Origin of the sequence: Sphingomonas sp. AOB5, assembly GCF_029433115.1 — a bacterium.
Taxonomy (GTDB): domain Bacteria; phylum Pseudomonadota; class Alphaproteobacteria; order Sphingomonadales; family Sphingomonadaceae; genus Sphingomonas.
The window spans coordinates 14,942-41,314 of record NZ_JARNTV010000006.1 but is presented as its reverse complement, the minus strand read 5'-3'; the positions used below and the strand labels follow the sequence as shown (position 1 = coordinate 41,314).

The window sequence follows — 26,373 nt, the reverse complement described above, 5'->3', positions numbered from 1 at the left end:
CTCGATTGACGAGCCGTGATAGCGAGCTAATACGGCGCATCCTTTTTCCAGGGGAATGATGATGCGTTTTGCCCTCCTCGCCACCACGATGCTCGCCGGTTCGGCGCTGCTCGCTTCCTGCGCCACCAACGAAGCCCCGGCCCCCGCGCCGGTCGCGGTCGTCGAGACGCCTGCTCCGGCGCCCGAGCCTGCCAAGCCCGCGCCGCAGATCGGCTCGTTCGGCTTCGACGAAGTCGGCATGGACAAGGGCATCACCCCCGGCGACAGCTTCTACAATTATGCCAACGGCAGCTGGGCGAAGAACACGCCGATCCCCTCGGATCGTTCGAACTACGGCATGTTCACCGTCCTCGCCGACCTGTCGCAGAAGCGCACCCAGGGCATTCTCGAGGAAGTGAAGGGCGATCCCAATTCGAAGATCGGCACCGCCTATTCGACCTATCTGGATACCGCCGCGATCGAGGCGAAGGGCCTCACCGCGATCCAGCCCTGGCTCAATCAGGTAAAGGGCCTGAAGTCGAAGGCGGGCTATGCCGCGCTGGTCGCGCAGGCGGACCGCAACGGCGTGGGCATTCCGTTCGGCAGCTATGTCGGCCAGGACGACAAGAACCCCGAAGTCTATGCGCTGAACCTGTTCCAGGGCGGCCTGGGCATGCCGGACCGCGACTATTATCTCTCGCCGGATGCCAAGCAGGTGGCGAACCGTGCGGCTTATGAGAAGCACCTCACCAATGTTCTGACGCTGGCCGGCGAGCCGAACGCCGCGGCGCGCGCCAAGGCGATCCTCGCCTTCGAGACCAACATCGCCAAGGTCCACTGGACCCGCGTCGACAGCCGCGACGCGACCAAGACCTACAACAAGATGACCGTCGCCGAGCTGACGAAGAAAGCCCCGGGCTTCGACTTCAAGGGCTATTTCGCGGGCATCGGCGCGAACGTCGATTACGTCCTCGTCTCGCAGCCCAGCGCGGCCACCGGCATCGCCAAGCTGATCCAGTCGACCCCGATCGCGGTGCTCAAGGATCAGCTGCTGGTCCGCAGCCTCGATCGCTTCTCGTCGGTGCTGCCCGAGGCGTTCGACAAGGAGAATTTCGCGTTCTACGGCACCACCCTGTCCGGCACGCCCGAGCAGCAGGCCCGCTGGAAGCGCGCGACCGACTGGACCTCGGGTGCGCTCGAGGACGAAGTCTCGAAGATCTACGTCGCCAAATATTATCCGCCCGAGACCAAGGCGGTGATGGACGAGATGATCAAGAACATCATCGCCGCGATGGGCCGCCGTATCGACGCGCTCGAGTGGATGTCGCCCGAAACCAAGGTGAAGGCCCATGCCAAGCTGGCCGCCTTCACCCCGAAGATCGGCTATCCGGATCGCTGGCGCGACTATTCCAGCCTGAACATCGTTTCGGGCGATGCGCTGGGCAACGTGATCCGCGCCAACAACTGGGCGCATGAGGAAAATGTCGGCCATCTCGGCAAGCCGCTGCAGCGCTGGGAATGGGGCATGACCCCGATGGAAGTGAACGCCTATGCCAATTTCGGCATGGTCGAGATCGTCTTCCCCGCCGCCATCCTCCAGCCGCCCTTCTTCGATCCGAACGCCGATCCGGCGGTGAACTATGGCGGTATCGGCGCGGTGATCGGTCACGAACTGAGCCACCATTTCGACGATCAGGGCGCGAAGTACGACGCTTCGGGCACGCTCACCGACTGGTGGACCCCGGCCGATGTCGCGGCGTTCAAGTCGCGCACCGATGCGCTGGTGGCGCAGTACAATCAGTATGAGCCGCTGCCGGGCCTGCACGTTCAGGGCGCGCTGACGCTGGGCGAGAATGTCGGCGATCTCGCCGGCCTCACCGTCGCCTATGACGCCTATCGCCATTCGCTGAACGGCAAGCCGGCGCCGGTGATCGACGGCTATTCGGGCGACCAGCGCTTCTATCTGGGCTGGGCCCAGGTGTGGCGCCGCAACTTCCGCGAGCCGGCGATGCGCCAGCGCGTGCTGACCGATCCGCACAGCCCGTCGGAATTCCGCGCCGCGGTCGTGCGTAACCTCGATCCCTGGTACGCAGCCTTCGCCCCCCAGCCGGGCCAGAAGCTGTTCCTCCAGCCCGACCAGCGCGTCCGGATCTGGTGAAGTTCACGAACTGAACTGAAAAGTGCAGGGGCCGCCCCGTGAGGGGCGGCCTTTTGCTTGTCTGGAACGCGGAGCGAAACTGTGCCAGCTTCGGATATGGACGTCGGCAAGCTGATAGAGACCGAAATCGCGCCGACCCTGAAGGCGCTGGGTTTCTTGCCCGTATCGATAAAGTCCGATGTCTGGCGATATGTCGGTCGATACTTCGAACTGCTCTTTTACTATGATCCTCGCGGTGAACTCACGATCACTGTCAACGCGACGAGTGGGGGGGCGCAAGTTCCACTTTGGATGATGCTCGGCAAAGCGGATGCGGATTGGCCGTTTGCGAGCTCAATTGTCGGCGGCAGCGAAGAATGCCTTGCAGCGGGGCTGCGGCGGCTGGCTGGGCTGATCCAGCGACACGGTACTCTGCTCACGTCGCAGGATGATCAATTGCTGCCACGTCTGCGTGAAGTGCAGCTTGAGCTTGCGAAGGAGGGCTGGCGAAATCACGACCGTGATAGAGCGCTCGCAGCTGCTGAGCAGCTATGGAAAGCCGAGCGCTACGTGGAATATATTGCTATGCTTGATCCTTGGGAAAGAGATCTCTCCGCGGCCAAAGCCGCCAAGCTTGAATTTGCCCGCCGCAAGATCGCTTGACCCGTCAAGCCCAACCGAACATCGGTAAGTCCATGGCGACCATTCCGGCATCCTCCTCCGCATCCAGACCGATGATGCCCTTGCTGGCCGCGATCCTCGCCGGGTTCGCGGCCGCGGCCGTCGTCCTGCTGTCGCTGAACGAGCGCGCCATCGCGATCGGTTTCGTCGCGGCGGGCATCCTCGCTGCCGGCGCCATCTTCGCCGCGCGCCGCCTGTTGCAGCAGGACGAAGCCCCGGAAGCCGTGATCGACTGGTCGGTGGCACAGGCGCTCGCCGCGGCCAGCGACGATGCGCTCGCCGTCACCGATCGCGCGGGGCGCCTGGTCTGCGCGAATGACCGCTACGAAATCCTCTTCGCCGGCTTCCCGACTCCGCCGGGCCTGCCGGTCAACGATGCCGCCAATCAGCGCCTTACCGAAGCGGGCCACACCGCCTGGCGCGACGGCGAAGCGCGGCTTGAGGGGATCGACGTGTTCGGCGCACCCGTCGCCGCGCGCATCGCCCGGGTTGGCGATGAAACGCTCGTCTGGCGCTTCATCGGCGTGCAGGCGCTCGATCTCGCGGCGCAGGTCGAGGCGCTGATCGCGGGCCATACCGGCGACCGGATGGGCGGGGCGGGGATCATGACCGTGATGGTCTCGCCCGAAGGCCGCATCCGCTCGGCCAATCGCGTGTTCCGCGCCCGCGCCATGGGCAATAGCGAGGCCAATGTGGAGGGCCGCGATTTCGCGCGCCTGCTCGTCACCGACACCAATGGTCTGGTCCATTTCGAGCGCGAGGGGCTGACCGGCACCCCGCTGCGCGTGCTGCAGATCCCGTTCCTCGATGGCGAGGATGCGCCAATGCTCGTTGCCTTGCTCGACGAGGAGCCGGGCCATGCCGTCACCCCGGCGATCGGCGCCTCGGCCAGTGCGCATGTCCGCTCGCTGATTGCGCTGCTGCCGTCGGGCATCGCGCTGGTCGATCGCGACGGCCGGTTCGTCAGCATGAACGATGCGTTCGTCCGCGCCGCGCGGATCAACGCTGCCGCGCCGCCGCTCTATCCGGGCGATCTGGTGGTGCGTGAGGACAAGGGCGCGCTGGCCGATGCGGTGCGCAAGTTCGGCAGCGGCGCGCCGCAATCGGTCGAGATGACTGTCCGCTTCACCGATGCGCCCGACGAAGGCGTCGCGATCAAGATCGCCGGTGCGCGCGGTCTTGGCGATGCGGCGGTGCTGATCAGCCTCAAGGATTCGGGCGAGGAGGGCAAGCTCAAGCGCCAGGTCGCGCAGGCTACCAAGATGCAGGCGGTCGGCCAGCTCGCCGGCGGCGTTGCGCACGACTTCAACAATATCCTGACCGCGATCATCGGCCATTGCGATCTGATGATGTTGCGCCATTCGCCCGGCGACAGCGATTATGATGACATCCAGCAGATCCGCGCCAATTCGAACCGCGCCGCGTCACTGACGCGCCAGCTGCTCGCCTTCTCGCGCCAGCAGACGCTGCGCCCGCAGGTGCTTCAGCTGCCCGACGTCATTTCCGAGGTTTCGAACCTGCTCAAGCGGCTGCTCGGCGAAACCGTGCGCCTCGAAGTGAATCACGGCCGCAATCTGGGGCCGGTCCGCGCCGATCCCGGTCAGCTCGAACAGGTGATCGTCAATCTGGCGGTCAATGCGCGCGACGCGATGCTTTCGAAAAGCCCCAATGGCGGCGGCACGGTGACGATCGAGACTGCGGGGGTCACCGCGGCGCAGGTACGCCAGATGGACGACGATATCCTGCCGGTCGGCGATTATACCGCGCTGCGCATCGCCGACACCGGCACCGGCATCCCGCCCGAACTGCTCGGCAAGATATTCGAGCCGTTCTTCACCACCAAGGAAGTCGGCAAGGGCACCGGTCTCGGCCTCTCGACCGTTTACGGCATCGTCAAACAATCCGGCGGCTATATCTTCGCCGACAATATCCCGGAGGGCGGGGCGGAGTTCGTCATCTACCTGCCGGTCCATACCGCGCCCGAAGCGACTGTTGCCAAGGCGCCGCTTCCGGCCAAGGAAAAGCCCGCCGACACCTGGGGCAGCGGCACCGTGCTGGTGGTCGAGGACGAGGACATGGTCCGCGCCATCGCCGAACGCGCGCTCAGCCGCCAGGGCTATACCGTGATCACCGCCGAAAATGGCGAAGTCGCGCTCGAATTGCTCGAGACGGTCGAGAAGCCCGACCTGCTCGTTTCGGACGTCGTCATGCCGCTGATGGACGGCCCAACCATGGCCCGCCATGTCCGCGCAAAATATCCCGATCTGCCGATTCTGTTCATGTCGGGCTATGCCGAGGAACAGCTGCGCAAGTCGATCGATCTCGATAATGTCGCCTTCCTGCCGAAACCCTTTTCGGTTCAGCAGCTTGCGGAAGCCACTCGGGACGCCTTGGCAACGAAATAGGCTTGGCGCGCGGAATCGAATCTGCAAAACGTTCCGCCATGCCTGGCCCGCACAATATCCTGATCGTCGAGGACGAACCCCTGATCGCGATGATGCTCGAGGATTTCCTCGAAATGCTCGATCGCCAACTGGCGGGCAGTGCCGACAATGTCGCCGCCGCGCTCGATCTGATCGCCGCGGGCGGGATCGATGCAGCGATCCTCGACGTGAATCTGCGCGGCGGGGAACAGAGCTGGCCGATCGCGGACAAGCTCGCCGAACTCGGCATCCCCTTCGTCCTCGCCACCGGCGGCAGCGGCGATAGCGTGGCGGAGGCGCATCGCGACCGTCCGGTGCTGTCCAAGCCCTTCACGATGGACGCGGTGGAAAAGGCGCTCGACGCGCTGGGCTGACCGCTACTTCCCCGGCGGCACGAACGCCCCGCGCCGCCAGATCGGGTCCGCCGGACCTTCGGGATCGCCGCTCACGCCCTTCAGATAGCCGAACCGCGACGCGATCACCCGCTCGTCCGTATCCAGCACGCGCGCGCGGCCATGCATGAAGCGGCTATTGTCGAGCAGCAGCAGGTCGCCGTCCTGCCAGCACACTGCCTGAGTCAGCTTCCTGCTGGTTTCCTGGATCGCCGCAACCCATTCGTCCGGCACGCGGCGGCCATTGGCCAGCAGCGGATAGTCGAGGTTGCGGTGCATCTCGCGCGCGAACAGCAGGAAATTGGCCAGCACCGGTTCGTCGCCGAACAGCGATCCGGGCAGGGCAGGCCGGGTAAACACGCTGACCACGCCATTCTCGCGCCGGATGAAGCGGAACGGGCATGCCGCGGGCGGATTGGCGAGTTGCTCGGCGCTCGGCGTCTCGGTGCCCAGCCAGAACTCCAGCACGCGGGTCGACACGTTCCGCATGTAGAGGAAGCGCTGCCGCAGCAGCCCGTCGCGCACTTCGGCCGGCAACGCGCGGACGATCTCGCGGCCGTCGCAGATCGTCGTCTCGCCCCCGCTCGATGGCGCGCGGACGCAATAGAAGAAGCAGATATCCGGCCGCCACGGCGCGCGCGACATTTCCGAATGGAGCGAGAAGGGATCGCCGCCCCGATCGACCGACTGGATATTATGTTCCGGATCGATCAGATCGCGATTGGGCGCTTCGTTCATCACCCAGCTGCTGCAAAACGGATCGCTGAACGCGCGGAAGGCGGCGACGTCGGGCGCGAAACCGCGGATCAGCACAGCGCCATGGGTCTTCAGCGCCGCTTCGACCGCGGCCATCGGCACGTCGGCGAGGCTGCCTGCGCCGGTCGCGTCGCCGATCGCCAATGCGCTGCCATGCTCCGGTGCGCGAATGTCCGTTATCATGCCCACATGCCCTCATGGCATCGCCGTGCGGATCATGCCAGCGACGTATTGGACACTTTTTGTTCCATTTTGGCTGTTCCGCTCTTGTTCTTGTGGAACAAACGCGATACGAGGCGTTCCAACAGCAAACGAATGGTGGACAACTTCACGTGGCGAGGGCATCGAAAATGGCAGCATCCCTGAAGGTCATCGACAACAAAATGGCACCCCCCACCAGCGAAAAGCAGAAGGCGCTCGACGCCGCACTGGCGCAGATCGATCGCGCCTTCGGCAAGGGCAGCGCGATGCGCCTCGGCTCGAAGGAGACGATGCAGGTCGAGGCGATCTCGACCGGCTCGCTCGGCCTCGATATCGCGCTGGGCGTCGGCGGCCTGCCGCGCGGCCGCGTGATCGAAGTCTATGGTCCGGAAAGCTCGGGCAAGACCACGCTTGCTCTCCATGTCATCGCCGAAGCGCAGAAGGGTGGCGGCACCGCGGCATTCGTCGACGCCGAGCATGCGCTCGATCCGGTCTATGCCAAGAAGCTGGGCGTCAACATCGACGAACTGATCGTGTCGCAGCCCGACACCGGCGAACAGGCGCTCGAAATCGTCGATACGCTGGTCCGCTCCAACGCGATCGACGTGCTGGTGGTGGACTCGGTCGCTGCGCTGGTTCCCCGTGCCGAGATCGAGGGCGAAATGGGCGACAGTCATGTCGGCCTTCAGGCCCGCCTGATGTCGCAGTCGCTGCGCAAGCTGACCGGCTCGATCAGCCGCTCGCGCTGCATGGTGATCTTCATCAACCAGCTGCGCATGAAGATCGGCGTGATGTACGGCAATCCGGAAACCACGACCGGCGGCAACGCGCTGAAATTCTACGCGTCGGTCCGTCTCGACATCCGCCGCACCGGCCAGATCAAGGACCGCGACGATATCATCGGCAACACCACCCGCGTGAAGGTGGTGAAGAACAAGGTCGCCCCGCCGTTCAAGCAGATCGAATTCGACATCATGTATGGCGAAGGCATCTCGAAGATCGGCGAGATTCTCGATCTCGGCGTCAAGGCCGGGCTGGTCGAAAAGTCGGGCGCCTGGTTCAGCTATGACAGCATCCGCATCGGTCAGGGCCGCGAGAATTCGAAGACGTTCCTCAAGGAAAATCCGGACGTCTGCACCCGTCTCGAATCCGCGATCCGCAACCGCACCGCGCAGGTCGCCGAGGAAATGATGACCGGCCCCGAGCCGGATGCCGAGGGCAGCGAAGACGATCTGTAAGACCGGCCCCGCGTGCGCGCACGCGTAGCCAGTGTGACTCTTGTGACTCTGTGAGATGTTTTTCGGCCGCTCCGGCGCTTGATGCGTGAGGGCAGCGGTCACGGGCAGGTCCCATCGGGAGGCCCGGCGCGTTGCCTCGCGCCGGGCCTTTCCGGCGTCAAAATTCCTCTCCCTTTGGGAGCATCGGGTCGGCCATGCCCCCGGCATGGCCTAAACAGTGCGGGGCACTGTTTACCCGATGCTGAGGGAGCCGGCGAAGCCGGCGGAAGGTGAGGGTGAGCCGCGAGCCTCGCGGAACCGCTTGAGACGCTCCCCGATCCCGCTACGCTGCCCCAAACAGGCGAGAGGATCCGGCCCCATGACCATCACCGTCCACCATCTCGAGAATTCCCGCTCGCAGCGCGTCCTCTGGCTGCTCGAGGAACTTGGGCTTCCTTATGAGGTGGTCCGCTACGAGCGGAACAAGAAGACCATGCTCGCTCCGCCCGAGCTTCGCGCGGTCCATCCGCTCGGCAAGTCGCCGGTCATCACCGATGGCGCGAACACCATCGCGGAGACTGCGGCGATCGTCGAATATATCGTCGAAAAGGCCGATGGCCGCCTCGGATCGCCTGCACATCGCGAGGATGCGCTGCGCTACCGCCACTTCATGCACTATGCCGAGGGTTCGCTGATGCCGCCCTTGCTGGTCAAGCTGGTGCTGACCCGCATCCCGATCTTCGGCAAGGCCGGTCAGAAGCGCATCCAGCCGATGATCGACGTCCATCTCAACTGGATCGAATCCGAACTGGCCGGCCGCGACTGGTTCGCCGGCGACAGCTTCACCGCCGCCGACGTGATGATGAGCTTCCCCCTCGAAGCCGCCGTCGCCCGCGCCGGTGCCACCGAAGGCCGCCCGCACATCGCGAAGTGGCTCAAGACCATCCATGCCCGCCCGGCCTATCAGGCCGCACTCGCCCGCGGCGGGCCGTACGCCTACGCCTGACGGCATCTGCTTCTCGACCGAGCCGGAACCACCGGCTTGAAATGTTGGATTTCATCCGCTCCAAACGGAAAGAGCCGGCAGCCTTGCGGCCGCCGGCTCTTTGAACCTTCAAACCAGATCCGCGGTTACGACTTGGCGCCGTAATCCTCGAAACTGTCTGCATTCGCGGTCCCGACCGGCGTGCCCGCGACGGCAACGCTGAGTTCTGCCGGCTGCGGCGGATCGAGTTGACCCTCCCAGCGCGCCACGACCACGCTGGCGACCGCATTGCCCACCACATTGGTCGCGGTGCGGCCCATGTCGAGGAAGTGATCGACCGCCAGGATCAGCAGGATGCCTGCTTCCGGAATGTCGAAATGCGCCAGCGTACCGGTGATGACGACCAGGCTGGCGCGCGGCACGCCGGCGATGCCCTTGCTGGTGACCATCAGGATCAGCAGCATCGAGATCATCGTCGGCCAGTCGAGATGGATGCCATAGGCCTGTGCGATGAAGATCGACGCGAAGGTCATGTACATCATCGAGCCGTCGAGGTTGAACGAATAGCCCAGCGGCAGCACGAAGCTGGCGATCTTGGGCGGCACGCCGAACCGGTCGAGCGCGTCGAGCGTGCGCGGATAGGCGGCTTCGGACGACGCGGTCGAGAAGCCCAGCAGGATCGGATCGCGCAGATAGCGGAACAGCTGTCCCGTCCGCCGGCCGATCACGAGGAAGCAGGCACCCAGCAGCACCGCCCACAGGATCGCGAGGCCGATATAGAAGCTGCCCATGAAGTAAGCGAGCTGGCCGATCACCTCGACGCCCTTGGTCGCCAGTGTCCGCGCCACGGCGCAGAACACCGCGATCGGCGCGAACATCATGACATATCCGGTGACGGTCAGCATCACCTGCACCAGTGCTTCCATGCCGCGCACGATCGGCGCGCCCTTCTCGCCGACAGCCGCCAGACCGACGCCGAAGAACAGCGAGAAGATCACGATCTGGAGGATGTCGTTCTTGGCCATCGCGTCGAGCGCCGAGGTCGGCACGATGTGGATGAAGAATTTGGCCACGTCGAAGCCGGAGCGATCCACGCCGCTCGACGCCGCGATATCGGGCAAAGGCAGGTTCACGCCGACGCCGGGCTGCAGCACATTGACCAGCACCAGGCCGAGCGAGAGCGAGATCAGGCTGGCCGTGACGAACCACAGGAACGCCTTGGCGCCGACCCGGCCGATCGCGCTGCCGCCGCCCATATGGGCGATGCCGACCACCAGCGTGGAAACGACCAGCGGCGCGATGATCATCTTGATCAGATGCAGGAACATCTGGGTCGGGATATCGAGATAATAGGCGGCCTTTTCGAGCACGGCCTTCCCGGCATCGCCCTGCGGCGCGTAGGTGATGTTCAGGCCATAGCCGATCAGCCCGCCCAGGATCAGGCCGGCTATGATGAACCAGGTAAGTCGCTTGCCCACGCGGGAATCCCCCAAAATCAGTTATTGGCGCGCAAGGAAGGGGATTGTTGCCGCCGGGTCAAGGACCGTATCGCTTGGGGTCAGGAGGATCGACATGTTCAACCGCCGCGCTCTGCTCGCCGCCGCTGCCACCGCCCCGCTGCTCGCGACGCCGGGCCTGCTCCGCGCCGCCGAGCCGGACCTGTCCGATCTGAAGGACCTGACCGGCGGCGCGGTCCCGATCGGCCGGGACGAACGCCGCGCCCGCATCGCCCGCGCACAGTCGCTGATGAAGGCCAACGGCATCGGCGCGGTGCTGATCGAACCGGGTTCGTCGCTGATCTATTTCACCGGCGTCCATTGGTGGCGCAGCGAGCGGCTGACCGCCGCGATCCTGCCGGTCGAAGGCGATCCGTGCATCGTCACGCCCTTTTTCGAGGAGCCGTCGGTCCGCGAATCGCTCGGTATTCCGGCCGAAGTCCGCGTCTGGCAGGAGCATGAGGATCCGCTCGCGGTGGTCGCGGGCTTCCTGAAGGACCGCAAGCTCGCGAACCGTCCCATCGGGATCGAGGAGACGGTGCGCTTCTTCGCGGTGGACGGGCTGCGCAAAGTGCTGCCCTCGACGCGGCTCGTTTCGGCGAACCCGGTCGTGCGCGGCTGCCGGATGATCAAGACCGCGCCCGAGATCGCGCTGATGCAACTCGCCACCGACGTGACCATCGCCGCCTATCGCTGGACATATCCGCGGATCGAGGCGGGGATGAGCAACACCGATATCGGCGCACTGATGGCCGCGGCCACGGTCAAGCTAGGCGGTGGTGTCGAGTTCAACCTGATCCTGCTGGGCGAAGCTGCGGCCTATCCGCACGGCACCGGCAAGCCGCAAAAGGTGGTGAAGGGCGAAGTCGTGCTGATGGACTGCGGCGCCAATGTGCATGGCTATCAGTCCGACGTCTCGCGCAGCTTCGTCTTCGGCGATGCCAGTGCCGAACAGCGCAAGGTGTGGGACCGGATGCGCCGCGGCCAGCAGATCGCGTTCGAGGCGGCAAGGCCCGGCGTGCCCGCGGGCAGCGTCGATGACGCGGTGCGCAGCTACTATACGTCGCTAGGCTATGGTCCCGATTACAAGCTGCCTGGCCTGTCGCACCGCACCGGGCACGGCATCGGCATGGACGGTCACGAGCCGATCAACCTCGTCCGCGGCGAGAAGACTCCGCTCGCCCCGGGCATGTGCTTCTCGAACGAGCCGGGCATCTACATTCCGGGCAGCTTCGGCATCCGTCTGGAGGATTGCTTCCACATGACCGGAGCCGGGCCGAAATGGTTCAGCCAGCCGCCCGCTTCGATCGAGCGGCCGATGGGCTGAGCGCCGCGCGGGCCTGGGCAAGATCGCGCTGCGAGGCGGCGTTGTTGCCGAGCTTCGCCTGAGCCTTGCCGCGTATCTCCAGCGCTGCCGGATCGTTGGGCCGCAGGTTCAGCGACGCGGTGGCTTCGCGAACCGCACCCGCCGCATCGCCCTTGGCGAGCAGTGCCGCGGCGATGTCGCGGCGGACCGGGTACCACCAGATCGGCGGATCGGAATAGGACTTGATCGGATCGACTTCCTCGATCGCCGCGGCCTTGCCGAACAGCTTGGCGGCACGGTCATACCGCCCTTCGAGCATCGCGGCGCGGCCTTCCAGCACGTACCGGCTGATCCGCAACACGCGGCTGGCAACGCCGCTCTTGTCCCCGGCCAGCCTGCCCGGCACCGCCCGGGCCTCGGCACGGATCGCCTTTGCATCGCCCTTGCGCGCCAGTGCTTCGCCGCGGGCATAGTGCCACAGCGCCTGTGCCGCGGCATTCTCGTCGCTGGGCCGCGGGATCGCCAGCATCTCCTCCACCGGCGCGAACTTGGCCACGGTGACGAAGGCCTGGCCCAGCACGAGCTGCTGGAAATTGCCCAGCTTGCCCGATCGCTTCGACATTTCGATCATCGGCCGCGCCAGCGCGAGGCCGGTGGTGGCGTCGCCGGACATCAGCGCGCCGCCCATGCCGAAATGCACATTGTGGCCATGATAGATGAGCGTCCACACGCCATCCGGCTCCGGCAGTTTCAGCCGCTTCGCATTCTCGATGCCCAGATTGACCGCGCGCAGGTTCGACGTCGCGGCATCGGCATAGCGGCCGATCCAGTAATAGGTGTGCGACGGCATGTGTACGAGATGGCTGGCCGAGGGTGCGACGCGTTCCAGCCGGTCAGCGAACACCTCAGCTCGGGCAGGGTATCCGGCGATCTCGGTCGCATGGATGTAGAAATGGATCGCGGGCGCATAATCGTCGTCGCGCTTCAGCACCGTCTCGAGCAATTCCACCGGCCGCGCCAGTTCGGCCGCCCAGTCCTTGCCCGACGAGGCGAGCATCAGTGCTTCGGCCGCCAGCACGTTCACCGCGTCATTGTCGGGGTGCGCCTTGGCCAGCGCGTCCATCGCGGTGGCATAGGCGGCAGCGTCGACCTTGCCGGCCGGATAGCGCTTCACCATCGCTGCAATCAGCTCGCGCTCCAGCGGCGGCGCGCCTTCGGACAGGCTTTGCGCCCGGGCCGCGATCTTGGTCAGTTCTGCGGCTTCGGTATCCGACACGCCATAGTTGAGCGTCGGCCCCTTCGACCACGCCTCGCCCCATGCGCACATCGCGCAGTTCGGATCGATCCGCACCGCTTCCTCGAACGCCTTGATCGAGGCCTTGTGCGCAAAGGCGTGGCCCAGCTGGACGCCATTGTCGAAGAATGCCTGTGCCTCGGGCTTCGCAGTGCGGATCGGGAACCCGCCCTGGCCATAGCCGGTGAGCAATTCGGTCTTGTCCGCGGCCGGTTCGCCGGGGCCGCCGCCGCAATATTGCATCAGGCTGGCGAGATCGAAGGGCTGCTCGGGCGGCGGTGCCGCGCTGGTGAGCAGCAGCAAGGTCGGTGCGATCATCCAGCTGCGCAAATCGATATCCCCCGTGGCCAGATTGCAACGATAGCTGCAGGATCGCATTGCTGCCACCCCACCGCTTGTCGATGAAGTGTTGCTCGCCTAAGTCGCATCCATGACGTCCACCAACGATATCCGCCGCTCGTTCCTCGACTATTTCGAAGGGCAGGGGCATGCCCGCGTCGCATCGGCGCCGCTCGTCCCGCACAACGATCCCACGCTGATGTTCGTCAACGCGGGCATGGTGCCGTTCAAGAACGTGTTCACCGGCCAGGAAACGCGTCCCTATTCGACCGCGACCTCGTCGCAGAAGTGCGTCCGCGCCGGCGGCAAGCACAATGATCTGGACAATGTCGGCTACACCGCGCGGCATCACACCTTCTTCGAAATGCTCGGCAATTTCTCGTTCGGCGATTATTTCAAGGAACAGGCGATCACTCACGCCTGGACCCTGCTGACCAAGGAATGGGGCATCCCTGCGGAGCGGCTGACCGCCACCGTCTATCACACCGACGATCAGGCGTTCGACCTGTGGAAGAAGATCGCAGGGCTCCCTGAGAGCCGGATCATCCGCATCCCGACCAAGGATAATTTCTGGGCGATGGGCTCGGACGGTCCGTGCGGTCCGTGTTCGGAAATCTTCTACGATCATGGCGATCACATCTTCGGCGGCCCTCCCGGTTCGCCGGACGAGGATGGCGATCGCTTCGTCGAGATCTGGAACCTCGTCTTCATGCAGTTCGTGCAGGAGAATGACGAGATCATCGGCGACCTGCCCAAGCCGAGCATCGACACCGGCATGGGGCTGGAGCGCGTTGCGGCGGTGCTTCAGGGCGTCACCGACAATTACGATACCGACACGTTCAAGGCGCTGATCGCCGAGAGCGGCGCACTGACCCGCACCGCGACCACTGGCGACAATCAGGCGAGCCACCGCGTGATCGCCGATCACCTGCGCGCCTCGGGCTTCCTGGTTGCGGACGGCGTGCTGCCCGCCAACGAGGGCCGCGGCTACGTCCTGCGCCGGATCATGCGTCGCGCGATGCGCCATGCGCATATCCTGGGCGCGAAGGAACCGTTGATGCACCGGCTCGTCCCGTCGCTGGTGACCGAGATGGGTGCGGCGTTCCCGGAACTGCTCCGTGCCCAGCCGCTGATCGAAGCGACCCTGCTGCAGGAGGAAACCCGCTTCCGCCAGACGCTGTCCAACGGCCTGCGCCTGCTCGACGAAGCGACGCAGGGCATGGCCGAGGGCGATACGCTGCCCGGCGCGACCGCGTTCAAGCTCTACGACACGTTCGGCTTCCCCTATGACCTGACCGAGGACGCGCTGCGTGGTCAGAACCTGCTGGTCGACCGCGCCGGTTTCGACGTGGCGATGGCCGAGCAGAAGGCCAATGCGCGCGCCGCCTGGAAGGGCTCGGGCGCCAAGGCCAGCGAAGACGTGTGGTTCGACATCGCCGACGAACTCGGCGGCACCGAATTCACCGGCTACACCTCGACCACCGGCGAAGGCCAGGTCGTCGCGCTGGTGAAGGACGGTGCGCGGGTCGAAAAGGCCGGGGCGGGCGACAGCGTCATCATCCTCACCAACCAGACGCCCTTCTATGGCGAATCCGGTGGCCAGATGGGCGATGCGGGCGTGATCTCGAACGACAAGCTGCGCGCGCTGGTGGACGATACGTCCAAGCCGCTCGGCCGCTTGCACGCGCATCATGCGACCATCGAAAGCGGCGAGATTGCGGTTGGCGACAGTGTCCAGCTCAGCGTCGATGCGGTGCGCCGCGATCAGGTCCGCGCCAACCATTCCGCGACTCACCTGCTCCACGCGGCGCTGCGCAACCGGCTCGGCGCGCATGTGACGCAGAAGGGCAGCCTGGTCGCGCCGGATCGCCTGCGCTTCGACTTCTCGCACCCCTCGGCGCTCAGCCCCGAGGATATCGCGGCGATCGAAGCCGAGGTGAACGGCCATATCCGCGGAAATGACGGCGTCACCACGCGCCTGATGACTCCGGATGACGCCATTGCGGCGGGCGCCATGGCGCTGTTCGGCGAGAAATATGGCGATGAGGTCCGCGTGCTCTCGATGGGCCATACGGATGACGCGCACTACTCGGTCGAGCTGTGCGGGGGCACGCATGTCAACGCGCTGGGCGATATCGCGATCTTCAAGATCATCTCGGAAAGCGCAGTCTCCTCCGGCGTTCGCCGGATCGAAGCGCTGACCGGCGATGCCGCGCGCCTGTGGCTGGTCGCCCGCGACGAGCGGCTGCGCGAGGCTGCGTCGGTGCTGAAGTCCTCGCCGGAGGAAGTCCCGGCCCGCGTCGCGGCGCTGATGGACGAGCGCAAGCGGCTCGAACGCGAACTGGCCGAGGCGAAGAAGGCGCTGGCGCTGGGTGGCGGTGGTGCGGCGGCACCGGCCGGTCCGGAGCAGGTGGCTGGCATCAATTTCGTCGGGCAGGTTATCGACGGACTCGATCCCAAGGCGCTGCGCGGTGCGGTGGACGAAGCCAAGGGCCGGATCGGCTCGGGCGTCGCAGCCTTGGTCGCGGTGAACGAAGGTCGCGCCTCGGTCGCGGTCGGCGTCACCGACGATCTGGTCGCGAGCCTGAGCGCGGTCGAGCTGGTCAAGGTCGCGGTCGCCGCGCTGGGCGGGCAGGGCGGCGGTGGCCGTCCCGACATGGCTCAGGGTGGTGGACCCGATGGCGGCAAGGGCGCCGAAGCGCTCGACGCGGTCAAGGCTGCGCTGGCGGAGGCCAAGGCCGCCGCATGATCGAATTGGCAGCGCTGGCGCTGATCGCCGGCCAGACGACGCCCGCTTATGCGGAAGCGCTGCGCTGCGACGCGCTGACGACCATCGAGGCCGCACGGCTGGACGTCGGTTCGCCGGATCATGCCGCGGTGTTCGATGCATCGGTCGAGTGGCACATGGCGGTGGTGCGCCTTGTGGTGCTCCAGCAGATCGCTTCCGAGCGCTACGGCCAGGATCTGGGGGCCGCGCTCGATACCGCACGTGCCGATCTGGCTCGTGGTAGTGCTCCGGTCCGTGACGAACTGGCGGCGTGTATCAAGACGGCCCCGCCGATCCCGCGCTGAGCGTCAGGGCTCCCAACCGACGGTATAGCCGTCCTCGGGCCGTACCCAGAGGAAGCTGAGCTTCATGTCGGCGCGCGGCGTGCCGTCGATCTCCGCTTCGGAGACCATCAGATCGCCTTCCGCGCGGAAGCAGGTGCAGATCTTCCTTCCGAAATTCTCCTGCAGCCCGTCGATCATGCGATCGATCAGCGGCGCCGCGTCCGCCGGGGACATGGGCTGCCCGTCGATCCGGACCGTCGCCGCCAGAATATCCTCATGGCGCAGGACGCCGCACACTGCCTCGCCCTCCGTCGTCCCCTCCGAACTCATCTCCATGGTGACCAGCGGCGCGGCCGAGATGATCACGGTGGTCGTGTTGCGATGGCCGGTGGGCGTCGGCGTATAGCGGGTCATCGCGAGGCACTTCTTCTTCGCGACGTTCGGCATCGTGCATTGCAGCTTGCCCTCGCGCGCCGGCGCCAGCGGATCCGGCGCGGACTGCACCAGCGCCATCAGCAGCAATCCGCCGAGGATCACGCTTCCGCTTCCCTCCGCACGCGGCGGATGCGCGGTTCGCGTTCCATGCCGACGGCTTCCTTAATCGCCTTGCGCATCTTGTCGCGCTCCTCATGGATCGAAGCGATCACCGGGCCGACCGCGATGCCCAGATCGACGAGCAGCGCCTCGGATAGCTGGAGCGAGCTTTCGAGCGTCTCCGGCACCGCGTCGGTCGCGCCGGCCTTGTACAGCTCTGCGGCATGCGTCGCATCGCGGGCGCGAGTGATGATCGGCAGGTCCGGCACCCATCCGCGCACGCGGCGGGTGAGTCGCACGGTCAGCACCGGATCGTCCATCGTCAGGATCAGCGCCTTGGCATGGCCCAGGTTCAGCCGGTCGACCAGTTCGCTGCGCGTCACGTCGCCGAACAGCACCGAATAGCCTTCCTTGCGGGCGGCGTTCACATTGTCGATGTCCGCATCGACGCCGATATAGGGCAGGCCGTGACGTTCGAGCATGTCGGCCACGGTGCGGCCGACGCGGCCAAAGCCGATCACCACCGTGCCGGGGCCGGCTGCGTCGATTGCGGCTTCGGGCGAATCCTCCTGCGCCTCGCGCCGCTCGATCAGGCGCGACACCAGCTGGCCGCCCTTGGCGAGCAGCGGCGTTGCGGTGAGGCCGATGGCGGTCACCGTGGTCCAGAAGGCTGCGGTGGTGCCGCCGATCAGGCCCGCGGCAGCCGCGACGCCCAGAACGATCAGCGTGGTTTCGGACGGGCTGGCCATCAGCACGCCGGTTTCCGCGGCAGTGCCGGTACGGGCGCCGGAGAGCTTGAGCAGCCCGGTGGTCACCGCGACCTTCACCGTCATCACCAGCACGACCGCGCCGAGCAGTTGCGCCCAGTTGGCGAGGACGAACTCAAGGTCCAGCCGCATGCCCACGGTGAGCAGGAACACACCGAGCGCGAGGCCCTTGAACGGTGCGGTGATTGCTTCGACTTCGGTGTGATATTCGGTTTCGGCGATCAGCAGGCCCGCGATCAATGCACCGACGATGGGCGAAAGGCCGGATGCGGCGGTGGCGAGGCTGGCGACGATCACCACGAGCAGGCTGGCCGCGAGGAACAGTTCCGGGCTCTTGGTCCGTGCCGCCTGTCCGAACATGCGGGGCAGCAGGAAGCGCCCGCCGACGAACAGGATCGCGACGGTCACCGCGCCCTTGCCGAGGATAAGCAGCAGCGGCCACCAACCAGCCTCGCTCGCTGAGGGTGCCATCGCGCCGAGCAGGAAGATGATCGGGACCAGCGCGAGATCCTCGAACAGCAGCATCGCGAACGCCGCCTTGCCGACCGGGCTGCTCGTCCCCGCAATCGGCACCACCAGCGCGGTGGAGGACAATGCAAGCGCAAGGCCCAGCCCGATTGCGCCGCCTGCGCTCAGCCCGGTCAGGTAAATCGCAGCCGCGAGGATCAGGCCCGCGCCGAACAGTTCTGCCGCGCCCACGCCGAACACCAGGGTTCGCATCGCCCATAGTCGCTTGAACGACAGTTCCAGGCCGATCGAGAACAGCAGCAGGATGATGCCGAATTCGGCGAACGGCTCGATCGAGTGCGGATCGCTGATCGTCAGATAATAAAGCCAGGGCTGGCTGCCGACGAGCGTGCCGAGGCCTGCCGGTCCGACGAGGATGCCGACAAGGATGAACCCGATCACCGGGCTGACGCGGAAGCGGGCAAAGGCCGGAATGACCAGCCCCGCCGCACCCAGAATCACCAGGGCGTCACTGAAGCTGCTATTTTCCAGACTGAGCATGGCGCCATTAAAGCGGCTCAGCGCGGGCTTGTCATGGGGAACAGGGCAAAAAACCTGCCCTTCGCGCAGATATTGTTACGGACGCGGTGCCGGAGCGGTTGTCGCCTTGGGTGCGGGCAGGGTGAAGCTGCGCTGCGGGCGGCTGCCCGGCGCGGGTTCTACGGTCACCGGCAGCGGCGTGACGGCAGGTGGTTCCTTGCGGCGGACTCCGCTCAGCCCGCTCGGGCCGGTGGCGTTACCATCGGGCGAAACCGGTGCGGGTTCGGCGGGCACCGCGGCAGGGCGGGCCAGCGGCTGCGCGCGCATGCACTGGACCGGGCTGGGCCGCTGATACTGTTCGCAATTCCACAGCGCCTTGGCGAAGCCCTGATTCTGGTCGCGCAGATAGCTGAACGACATCGACGCGACCTGCGACGAACCCAGCGGCAGGTTACGCGGCGTCTTGGCCGGATCGGCCCAGGCCATGAACTTGCAATAAGGACGGTCGCCACAGGTGCGGATGGCCAGGCTGGCGAAATCGTTGGGGCTCATGCCCTTCGGAATCGTCATCAGGAAGCTGTTGCCGTCCGGCTGCGGGCCGGGAACGTCGCCGGCCTTGATCGCCTCGGGGTTCACCGATGCGAGCGGATCGAGCGATTCCGGCGTCGCGGTCGTCAGCGCCAGCGACGGATCGAGCGGCGCGCCGGTATGGGCGGTCGAGATCAACGCCATCTTGCCGATATTCGGTTCGATCCCGGCATAGGCACGGGTGAAGGCAGGCGGGGTGCCCCACCAGCCGGTCCAGCGGAAGAAGAGGTGGGTGTGCACCTCGGTGATCTTCTCAAGGCTGGCGCTCCAATAGGGCACGACCCAGTCGGTATGGTAATGTGTGGCGTGCCCGACCGGGGCATAGACCGACCCGTTCAGCGCCATGCGGGCGACGGCCTGCGCGCGGACCCATGCCGCGGCGGTCGGCTTGTAGCGGAACATCGCGCCGTCGCAGGTGAAGGTGAACTGGCAGCCGGTGGTGCGCTCCTGCCCCTGGAACACCACGCCGCACACCGTCTTGGGGAAGGCGGGATGGCGCATGCGGTTCAGGATCACCTGAGCCACCGCGCGCTGGCCGATCGCGTCGTCGCCGGCTTCGTAATAGACGCCGGCCGCAAGGCAATCGATCGCGCGGGCCTGGCTATCCATGGTGCCGAAGATGCGGAAGGCGCGGGCGGCCGGGTTCGGCTCGGTCGAGAAGGGGATGGCGTCGTTGATCGTCTTGGCGTCGGTCGGCGCGACTTCCTGCAGCTTGACCGGCTCGACCGTGGGCAGCTCGTTGCGCGGGACCACGCGGGTGGCGAGCACGACGCGGGGCGGCTTGTGGACCACGGTGCGCGGGGTATTCGCGACGATCAGCGCAGGCAGCGCCAGTGCGGCGAGTGCGATGACCAGCAGGATGCCGAGCAGCGGCAAGCTCACGCCGAAGCGGCGCGCAAGATCCGAAGGCTGAAGGAAGGTCGTCGCCATGCGCAGCCGTTCGTCTCAGCAGTCGGCGGTCGGGTGCGAAGGAAACGAAGGTACGCGCAACTTGGTGCTCCTGGGCGGAGTGAGGACGACGCCCATAACGCACAAAGATGACAGTTGGAACCATGGCGAAATAATCGCCATGGAATCAAGTTAGTGGATAATGCCGCTCAGGCTTATTCGGGCCAGAAGCCGGTGGCTTCGCACATATCCCAGTGATCGGCGGCGCCCAGGCGGCAGGCCGCGCTCGATCCGCCCTTGCACTGCATAATCTCGCGCTGATAGCGCTTGTAGCAGCTTTCTGGCTTGGCCGGCACGGAAGCCGCTGCAACCTGAACCGGCTTCACCTCGGCAGCCGCCACCGGCGCGAGAATGGCGCTTGCCTCCGCCCGGCTCTGTTCGAGCGTCGGAGTCCCCCCGTTGCCAAAGGCAAGCGGCCAACCAAGAAATACCGCCAGCATCACACTGACGCAGATCATCGCGTTACGCACGTGAGTTCCCCCCGGAATCCCCGACTCGCGTACGATACTGTTAATCTGGAATTAATGTCGAGTCGGTTCAGCTCTCCGGAAGGAAGTCCGGAACGCTCAAATAACGCTCACCTGTATCATAATTGAACCCTAGCACCCGCGTTTCGGCGGGCAGGTCGGCAAGCTTCTGCTGAATCGCGGCAAGAGTCGCACCCGAAGAGATACCGACGAGCAGCCCTTCTTCACGCGCCGCGCGGCGTGCGAAATCCTTCGCAACTGCAGCATCGACCTTGATCACACCGTCGATCGCGTCGGTATGCAGGTTCCGTGGCACGAAACCGGCGCCGATACCCTGGATCGGGTGCGGCCCGGGCTGCCCGCCGGAGATGACAGGCGACAATTCCGGCTCGACCGCGAAAACTTTTACGTTCGGCCACGTTTTTTTCAGTGTCTCGGCAACGCCGGTGATGTGTCCGCCGGTGCCGACTCCGGTGATCACGACGTCGATCGGCGAATCGGCGAAGTCGCTCAGGATCTCCTGCGCGGTGGTCCGCGTGTGGACTTCGATGTTGGCCGGGTTCTCGAACTGCTGAGGCATCCACGCGCCCGGGGTCGATGCGACGATCTCCATCGCCCGCTCGATCGCGCCCTTCATGCCCTTTTCACGCGGGGTCAGGTCGAAGGTCGCGCCATAGGCCAGCATCAGGCGGCGGCGTTCCAGCGACATGCTCTCGGGCATGACGAGGATCAGCTTGTAGCCCTTCACTGCCGCGACCATCGCCAGGCCGACGCCGGTATTGCCGCTGGTCGGCTCGACGATGGTGCCGCCGGGCTTCAGGCTGCCATCGGCTTCCGCGGCTTCGACCATCGCCAGCGCGATGCGGTCCTTGATCGATCCGCCGGGGTTCGAACGCTCCGACTTGATCCAGACTTCGGCGTCCGGAAACAGCTTCGAAACGCGGATATGGGGCGTGTTACCGATCGTCTCGAGGATCGTGTTCGCCTTCATGTGGTCATCTCCTTGGGGGGTATTTCGAGATTGGCCGGTGGATCGAATGTACGCGCCCGGCGCAGTTCGGGGAAGAGCCTCGCCCACAGCAATGTGACAAGGATCGCGCCGATGCCGCCGCCAACGACTGCGGCGACCGGGCCGATGGCCCAGGCGAGGAAGCCGGATTCGGCCTCGCCCAGTTCGTTCGACCCGGAAATGAACAGCGTCGAGACGGCGCCGACGCGGCCGCGCATCTCGTCGGGCGTGTAGAGCTGGATCAGCGACTGGCGGATATAGACCGAGATCATGTCCGCCGCGCCCAGCACGAACAGTGCGGCGAGCGCCAGCAGCACCGCCGGTGCGAAGTCGCTGCCGATCGCGGAGGGGCCGAGGATCGGGACGAGCAGTGGCGCCGACAAGCCGAATACGATGGTCGCCGCGCCGAAGGTGGCGACGCCGACCAGCATCTTGCGGCCCACATCGGTCTTGAGCGGGCGCAACGAGAAGAGCAGCCCGACCGCGACGGCGCCGAGCGCGGGGGCGGCGCGAAGATGGCCGAGGCCATCGGCGCCGACCTGAAGGATATCGCGGGCATAGACCGGCAGCATCGCCGTCGCGCCCCCGAGCAGCACCGCGAACAGATCGAGCGAGATCGCGCCGAAGACGAGCCGGTTGTGACGGACATAGCGGAGCCCGTCGATCATCTGCCGCCAGGGGCTGGCTTCGCTGTCCACGACGGTGCGCTCGATCCGGCTGATCAGCAGCAGCATCAGCAGCGACAGCAGGAACAGCCCTCCGGAAACGGCATAGGGCAGCCATGCGCTGGCCGCGTACATATAGCCGCCCAGCGCCGGGCCGATCACGCTGGCGGTCTGCCAGGCGAGCGCGCTCATCGCGATCGCGGTGGGCAGCAGCGCCTTGGGCACCAGATTGGGGGCGAGCGCGCCGAGCGCCGGACCGGCAAAGGCACGCGCGACGCCGAGCAGCGCGGCGATGGCGAAGATCGCCGGCAGGGTGACCGTCTGATGCCAGGTCAGCCAGGCGAGGCTGAGCGCGCAGAATGCCTCGAGCGCGACCGATGCGCGGGCGATCCAGCGCCGGTCGATCCGGTCGGCAACCCAGCCGCTGAACAGCGACAGGAACAGCAGGGGCAGGAACTGGGCCACGCCGATCAGCGCGAGCTGGGCGGCAGCGGCCTTGATGCTCATCGTCTCGCGGGCGATGTCATAGACCTGCCAGCCGATGATCACGACCATCGCCTGCTGTGCCAGCGAGGCCGAGAAGCGGGCGATCCAATAGGCGCGGAAATTGTGGATGGCGAAGGGATGGGCGGCTGCCATGCCCCGCCTCTAGGCGCTTCGATGACGGAACCGCAACGAGCGTTTGTGCCAAGCCTCCAACTTTGCCTTTCGCGGGCCCGTGTACGGTGCCAGCATCACACCCACGATATCGGGAGAGTGACAATGCGAGTCGGATTATTGGCAGGGGCCGCGCTGCTGGCGCTGGCCGGATGCAGCGGTGGCGGCGGCGCAGGCAACAACAGCAGCGCGGCGGCCGAAACGCCTGCCGCCGCGGCCGATTGGGGCAAGTTCCGCGACGCGACGATCGAGCGCTGGTTCGTGCTCGACCCCTCCTTCGCGGTCTATCAGGGCCGACACGATTTCGACGGCAAGCTGCCCGACTGGAGCGCGGCCGGGCTGAAGGCCAAGGGCGATTTCCTGCGCGACACGATCAAGCAGGCCAAGGCGTTTACCGGGCTGACCGGCGACGATGCGTTCGAGCGCGACTATGTGGTGCAGGTGGCCGAGGGTCAGCTGTTCTGGCTGGAGGATGCCGATCAGCCGCACAAGAATCCGAGCTTCTATGTCGGCGGTGGGCTCGATCCGAACACCTATGTGTCGCGCGAATATGCCGGGGCGGACGTGCGGATCCGGGCGATGACGGCGTTCCTTCAGGGCGTGCCGGCGGCCGCGAAGAATATTCGCGCGAACCTGAAGGCGCCGATGCCGGTCAGCTTCATCAAGTTCGGCCGCGCAGCGTTCGGCGGCTTTGCCGACTATTATTCGGGCGATGCGGTGGCGGCGTTCGCTTCGGTGAAGGACCCGGCGCTGCAAAAGGCGCTGAAGGAAGCGGGCGAAGGTGCCAGCAAGGCGATGCGCGAGCTGGATGCCTGGCTCAAGACGCTCGAAGCGACCGCGACGCAGGACTATGTGCTTGGCGCGGATCGTTTCTCGCGCATGCTGAAGGCGACCGAGGCGGTGGACATGCCGCTCGACCAGCTCGAAGCGGTCGGCCAGGCGGACCTGAAGCGCAACCGCGACGCGCTGATCGCCGAATGCGCCAAATATGCGCCGGGTGCGGACATTCCCGGCTGCATGGCCAAGATGAATTCGGAGAAGCCCGAGGGCGGCCCGGTGAAGGCGGCGACGGCGCAGATTCCCGAACTGCGTGACTTTGTGGTGAAGCACGATCTCGTCACCATCCCCGGCACCGAGCAGGCGCTGGTGCGGGAGAGCCCGCCCTATAACCGGCAGAACGCCGCGTACATCGATCCGCCGGGACCGTTCGAGAAGGGCATCCCCTCAATCTATTATATCTCGCCGCCCGACCCGAAATGGTCGCCGCAGGAACAGGCCGCCTATATTCCGGGTGAGGACGACCTGCTGTTCACCACCGTGCACGAAGTGATGCCGGGGCATTTCCTCCAGTTCGTGCACGCGAACCGCTCCAAGTCGCTCTTCGGGCGGTTGTTCGTCGGGTACGCCTATGCCGAGGGCTGGGCGCATTATACCGAGGAGATGATGTGGGAAGCGGGCCTGCGGGACGGCGATGCCGCGACGCATATCGGCCAGCTTTCCAACGCGCTGCTGCGCAACTGCCGGTTCCTGTCGGCGATCGGGCTGCACGCGCGGGGCATGACGCAGGAACAGTCGGAAACGATGTTCCGCGAGCAATGCTATCAGGATGCGGGCAACGCCCGGCAACAGGCGGCGCGCGGCACCTATGATCCGGCCTATCTCAACTACACGCTGGGCAAGCTGATGATCCGGCGGCTGCGTGAGGACTGGACCGCCAAGCATGGCGGGCGGAAGGCGTGGAAGGCGTTCCACGACCAGTTCCTGAGTTATGGCGGCCCGCCGATCCCGCTGGTGCGCCGCGCGATGATGGGCGAGGACGCGCCCAAGGCGGTGTTCTAGGTTCAGGTCCCTCGACCCGGCTCAGGGCCGGGTTGAGGTGCCGGGACCGCGAAACTTCACACTAACTTCACACTGATCCGCACTTCTCGCTCCTGGCGGCAGCACCCGATACAAAATGTCAAAGAGCGGCGGAGCAATGCCTCGCCCGAGCAGCCAAGCAGGCGAAATCCTACATTTCAACCGCCTAGCGGACCTGTGGTGCAGGCTGGGCATCCTCCGTTTCCTCTTTCGCCGGATTGCGGATCGAGGGGCGGAGGCGCGCGATGCTGCACAGGCCGGCGATCAGCGCGAGCCCGGCACCGATCAGCGGCGGGGTCGATCCGTCGCCGATGCCGAGCGCGAGCAGGGTGGCGACCAGAGTCGCGCCGATGGTCTGGCCGACCATGCGCGTGGTCGATACCAGTCCGCCGGCCGCTGCGGCGCGCTCGATCGGGACCGAACCGATGATCAGCCGGGCATTGGGCGACAGGAAGATGCCGAAGCCTGCGCCGGTCAGCGACATGCGCCATGCCAGATCGATCCAGGCCGGATCGGCGGGCAGGAATGCCATCGACACCAGCCCGGCAATGGCCAGTGACATGCCGATCCCGCCCATGATCCCGGCCGGGTAGCGATCCGACAGCCAGCCGGCCATCGGTGCGACGAACAATGTGGTCAGCGGCCATGGCGCGATCGCGGCGCCCACTTCGGTCGGCGAGAAGCCGAACTCGTGCTGGAGGCGGAAGGGCAGCGACAGCAATAGCGTCATGGTGGCGACGAAGGCGGTGAACGCGCCGATCACCGAGAGCGCGATCACCGGGCGGCCGATCAGGTCGACCGGCAGGATCGGCACCGCCTCATGCCGCTCGCGCCGGACGAACAACACGCCGATGAAAATGCCGGCGAGCACGATCGCTGCGCTGACCACGGGGCTGTCTCCATGGACGGCACTTTCGAGGCCGCCGATGAACAGGCCGAACATCGCCGCGCACAGCACCGCGCCCAGCACGTCATAGGGTTCGGCGCGGGCGGGCGGGTCGGGCAGGGCACGGCCCAACGCAAGGCTGATCACCGCGAAGGGCAGGGCGCAGGCGAATACCCAGGGCCATGGCCCGAAGGCGAGGATGATGCCGCCAAGCGTCGGCGCAAGCGCGGTGAAGCTCGACACCACGACCGAATTGACGCCCATGCCGCGTCCCAGATGCGCCTGCGGATAGATGCGCCGGAGCAGCGCCACCGAGACGCTGAGCACTGCCGCCGCGCCCGCGGCCTGCACCGCGCGGACGAGCAGCAGGAAGGGCAGGCTCTTGGCGAAGAAGCAGAGCAGGGTGGCGATGGTGAAGACGATCTGGCCGAGCTGGTAGAGCCGTTTCAGCCCGATGCGGTCGCCAAGGCCCGACATGGGCAGGAGCAGCATCACCAGTACCAGCTGATAGATGGTCACCACTGCGACTGCGGCCGAACTGTCGACGTTCAGGTCCTGCGCGATAGTCGGCAATGCGACGGTGGCGATCGCGCCGTCGATCACCACCAGCGCCGTGCCGAACGAGATCGCCGCGATGGCGACGAGGCGGCGGGGCTGGGGCAATCCATCGGTCATGCATGCGAACCTTATGGGCGGGGTTGGAACCGCGGGCGGTGATGCGGGTTCTTACGCCAACGAAATCAAGTTTTTA

Annotated in this window: 20 protein-coding genes; 10 read left to right on the top strand and 10 right to left on the bottom strand. The window is 65.9% G+C overall.

All coding sequences use genetic code 11. From position 1 onward, the window contains the following. Positions 1-61: 61 nt before the first annotated feature. The 4 genes from P1X14_RS04365 to P1X14_RS04350 all read left to right on the top strand — a co-directional run bounded on the left by P1X14_RS04365 (position 62) and on the right by P1X14_RS04350 (position 5,594). Entirely contained in the window at positions 62-2,137 is a 2,076-nt protein-coding gene (locus tag P1X14_RS04365; RefSeq protein ID WP_277314097.1) for a M13 family metallopeptidase, read from the top strand. Between the two features lie 96 nt (positions 2,138-2,233). Beyond that, positions 2,234-2,779 (top strand): hypothetical protein, encoded by a 546-nt coding sequence (locus P1X14_RS04360; RefSeq protein WP_277314096.1) that lies wholly within the window; start codon positions 2,234-2,236, stop codon positions 2,777-2,779. Between the two features lie 32 nt (positions 2,780-2,811). Further along, on the top strand, positions 2,812-5,202 hold the full coding sequence (locus P1X14_RS04355) for a response regulator (protein ID WP_277314095.1): 2,391 nt from the start codon (positions 2,812-2,814) through the stop codon (positions 5,200-5,202). A 38-nt stretch (positions 5,203-5,240) separates the two neighbouring features. Continuing rightward, positions 5,241-5,594 (top strand): response regulator, encoded by a 354-nt coding sequence (locus P1X14_RS04350; protein ID WP_277314094.1) that lies wholly within the window; start codon positions 5,241-5,243, stop codon positions 5,592-5,594. Positions 5,595-5,597: 3 nt separating this feature from the next. Here the strand turns inward: P1X14_RS04350 and P1X14_RS04345 are convergent, their stop codons facing one another. Beyond that, positions 5,598-6,551: a TauD/TfdA family dioxygenase gene (locus P1X14_RS04345; protein ID WP_277314093.1), complete on the bottom strand. Its 954-nt coding sequence runs from the start codon at positions 6,549-6,551 to the stop codon at positions 5,598-5,600. Between the two features lie 167 nt (positions 6,552-6,718). Here P1X14_RS04345 and recA point away from each other — a divergent pair, with 167 nt between their 5' ends. Next, positions 6,719-7,807, top strand: a complete 1,089-nt coding sequence (gene recA, locus P1X14_RS04340) for a recombinase RecA (protein WP_277314092.1) — start codon at positions 6,719-6,721, stop codon at positions 7,805-7,807. A 358-nt stretch (positions 7,808-8,165) separates the two neighbouring features. After that, a complete protein-coding gene (locus P1X14_RS04335; RefSeq protein ID WP_277314091.1) occupies positions 8,166-8,792 on the top strand; it encodes a glutathione S-transferase in 627 nt (208 codons plus the stop codon). 125 nt (positions 8,793-8,917) lie between these two features. Here the strand turns inward: P1X14_RS04335 and P1X14_RS04330 are convergent, their stop codons facing one another. Then, entirely contained in the window at positions 8,918-10,249 is a 1,332-nt protein-coding gene (locus tag P1X14_RS04330; RefSeq protein ID WP_277314090.1) for a dicarboxylate/amino acid:cation symporter, read from the bottom strand. A 94-nt stretch (positions 10,250-10,343) separates the two neighbouring features. Here P1X14_RS04330 and P1X14_RS04325 point away from each other — a divergent pair, with 94 nt between their 5' ends. Next, positions 10,344-11,594, top strand: a complete 1,251-nt coding sequence (locus P1X14_RS04325) for a Xaa-Pro peptidase family protein (protein WP_277314089.1) — start codon at positions 10,344-10,346, stop codon at positions 11,592-11,594. Here the strand turns inward: P1X14_RS04325 and P1X14_RS04320 are convergent. After that, positions 11,554-13,185 carry a hypothetical protein gene (locus P1X14_RS04320; protein WP_277314088.1) on the bottom strand — a complete coding sequence of 544 codons (1,632 nt, stop codon included), beginning with the start codon at positions 13,183-13,185 and terminating at the stop codon, positions 11,554-11,556. The genes P1X14_RS04325 and P1X14_RS04320 overlap by 41 nt on opposite strands. A 112-nt stretch (positions 13,186-13,297) precedes the next feature. Between P1X14_RS04320 and alaS the strand changes: the two genes are divergently transcribed. Both alaS and P1X14_RS04310 read left to right on the top strand, forming a co-directional pair. Next, positions 13,298-15,955 (top strand): alanine--tRNA ligase, encoded by a 2,658-nt coding sequence (gene alaS, locus P1X14_RS04315; RefSeq protein ID WP_277314087.1) that lies wholly within the window; start codon positions 13,298-13,300, stop codon positions 15,953-15,955. Further along, positions 15,952-16,278, top strand: coding sequence for a hypothetical protein (locus P1X14_RS04310; protein WP_277314086.1), 327 nt, complete (start codon positions 15,952-15,954; stop codon positions 16,276-16,278). The genes alaS and P1X14_RS04310 overlap by 4 nt, the downstream gene beginning before the upstream one ends. 3 nt (positions 16,279-16,281) lie before the next feature. Here the strand turns inward: P1X14_RS04310 and P1X14_RS04305 are convergent, their stop codons facing one another. The 6 genes from P1X14_RS04305 to P1X14_RS04280 all read right to left on the bottom strand — a co-directional run bounded on the left by P1X14_RS04305 (position 16,282) and on the right by P1X14_RS04280 (position 22,861). Beyond that, positions 16,282-16,794 (bottom strand): hypothetical protein, encoded by a 513-nt coding sequence (locus tag P1X14_RS04305; RefSeq protein ID WP_277314085.1) that lies wholly within the window; start codon positions 16,792-16,794, stop codon positions 16,282-16,284. After that, positions 16,791-18,566, bottom strand: a complete 1,776-nt coding sequence (locus P1X14_RS04300; protein WP_277314084.1) for a cation:proton antiporter — start codon at positions 18,564-18,566, stop codon at positions 16,791-16,793. The genes P1X14_RS04305 and P1X14_RS04300 overlap by 4 nt, the downstream gene beginning before the upstream one ends. Before the next feature lie 75 nt (positions 18,567-18,641). Next, positions 18,642-20,063: a cell wall hydrolase gene (locus P1X14_RS04295; protein ID WP_277314083.1), complete on the bottom strand. Its 1,422-nt coding sequence runs from the start codon at positions 20,061-20,063 to the stop codon at positions 18,642-18,644. 173 nt (positions 20,064-20,236) lie between these two features. Continuing rightward, positions 20,237-20,551, bottom strand: coding sequence for a hypothetical protein (locus P1X14_RS04290; protein WP_277314082.1), 315 nt, complete (start codon positions 20,549-20,551; stop codon positions 20,237-20,239). A 67-nt stretch (positions 20,552-20,618) separates the two neighbouring features. Further along, entirely contained in the window at positions 20,619-21,539 is a 921-nt protein-coding gene (gene cysK / locus P1X14_RS04285; RefSeq protein WP_277314081.1) for a cysteine synthase A, read from the bottom strand. Continuing rightward, positions 21,536-22,861, bottom strand: coding sequence for an MFS transporter (locus P1X14_RS04280; RefSeq protein WP_277314080.1), 1,326 nt, complete (start codon positions 22,859-22,861; stop codon positions 21,536-21,538). Before P1X14_RS04280 ends, cysK begins: the two co-directional genes overlap by 4 nt. Before the next feature lie 123 nt (positions 22,862-22,984). On the opposite strand from P1X14_RS04280, the gene P1X14_RS04275 reads away from it, so the two are divergent. Continuing rightward, positions 22,985-24,718 (top strand): DUF885 domain-containing protein, encoded by a 1,734-nt coding sequence (locus tag P1X14_RS04275; RefSeq protein ID WP_277314079.1) that lies wholly within the window; start codon positions 22,985-22,987, stop codon positions 24,716-24,718. A gap of 184 nt (positions 24,719-24,902) precedes the next feature. Here P1X14_RS04275 and P1X14_RS04270 read toward each other — a convergent pair whose 3' ends face one another. Next, positions 24,903-26,297: an MFS transporter gene (locus P1X14_RS04270; RefSeq protein ID WP_277314078.1), complete on the bottom strand. Its 1,395-nt coding sequence runs from the start codon at positions 26,295-26,297 to the stop codon at positions 24,903-24,905. Positions 26,298-26,373 lie beyond the last annotated feature (76 nt).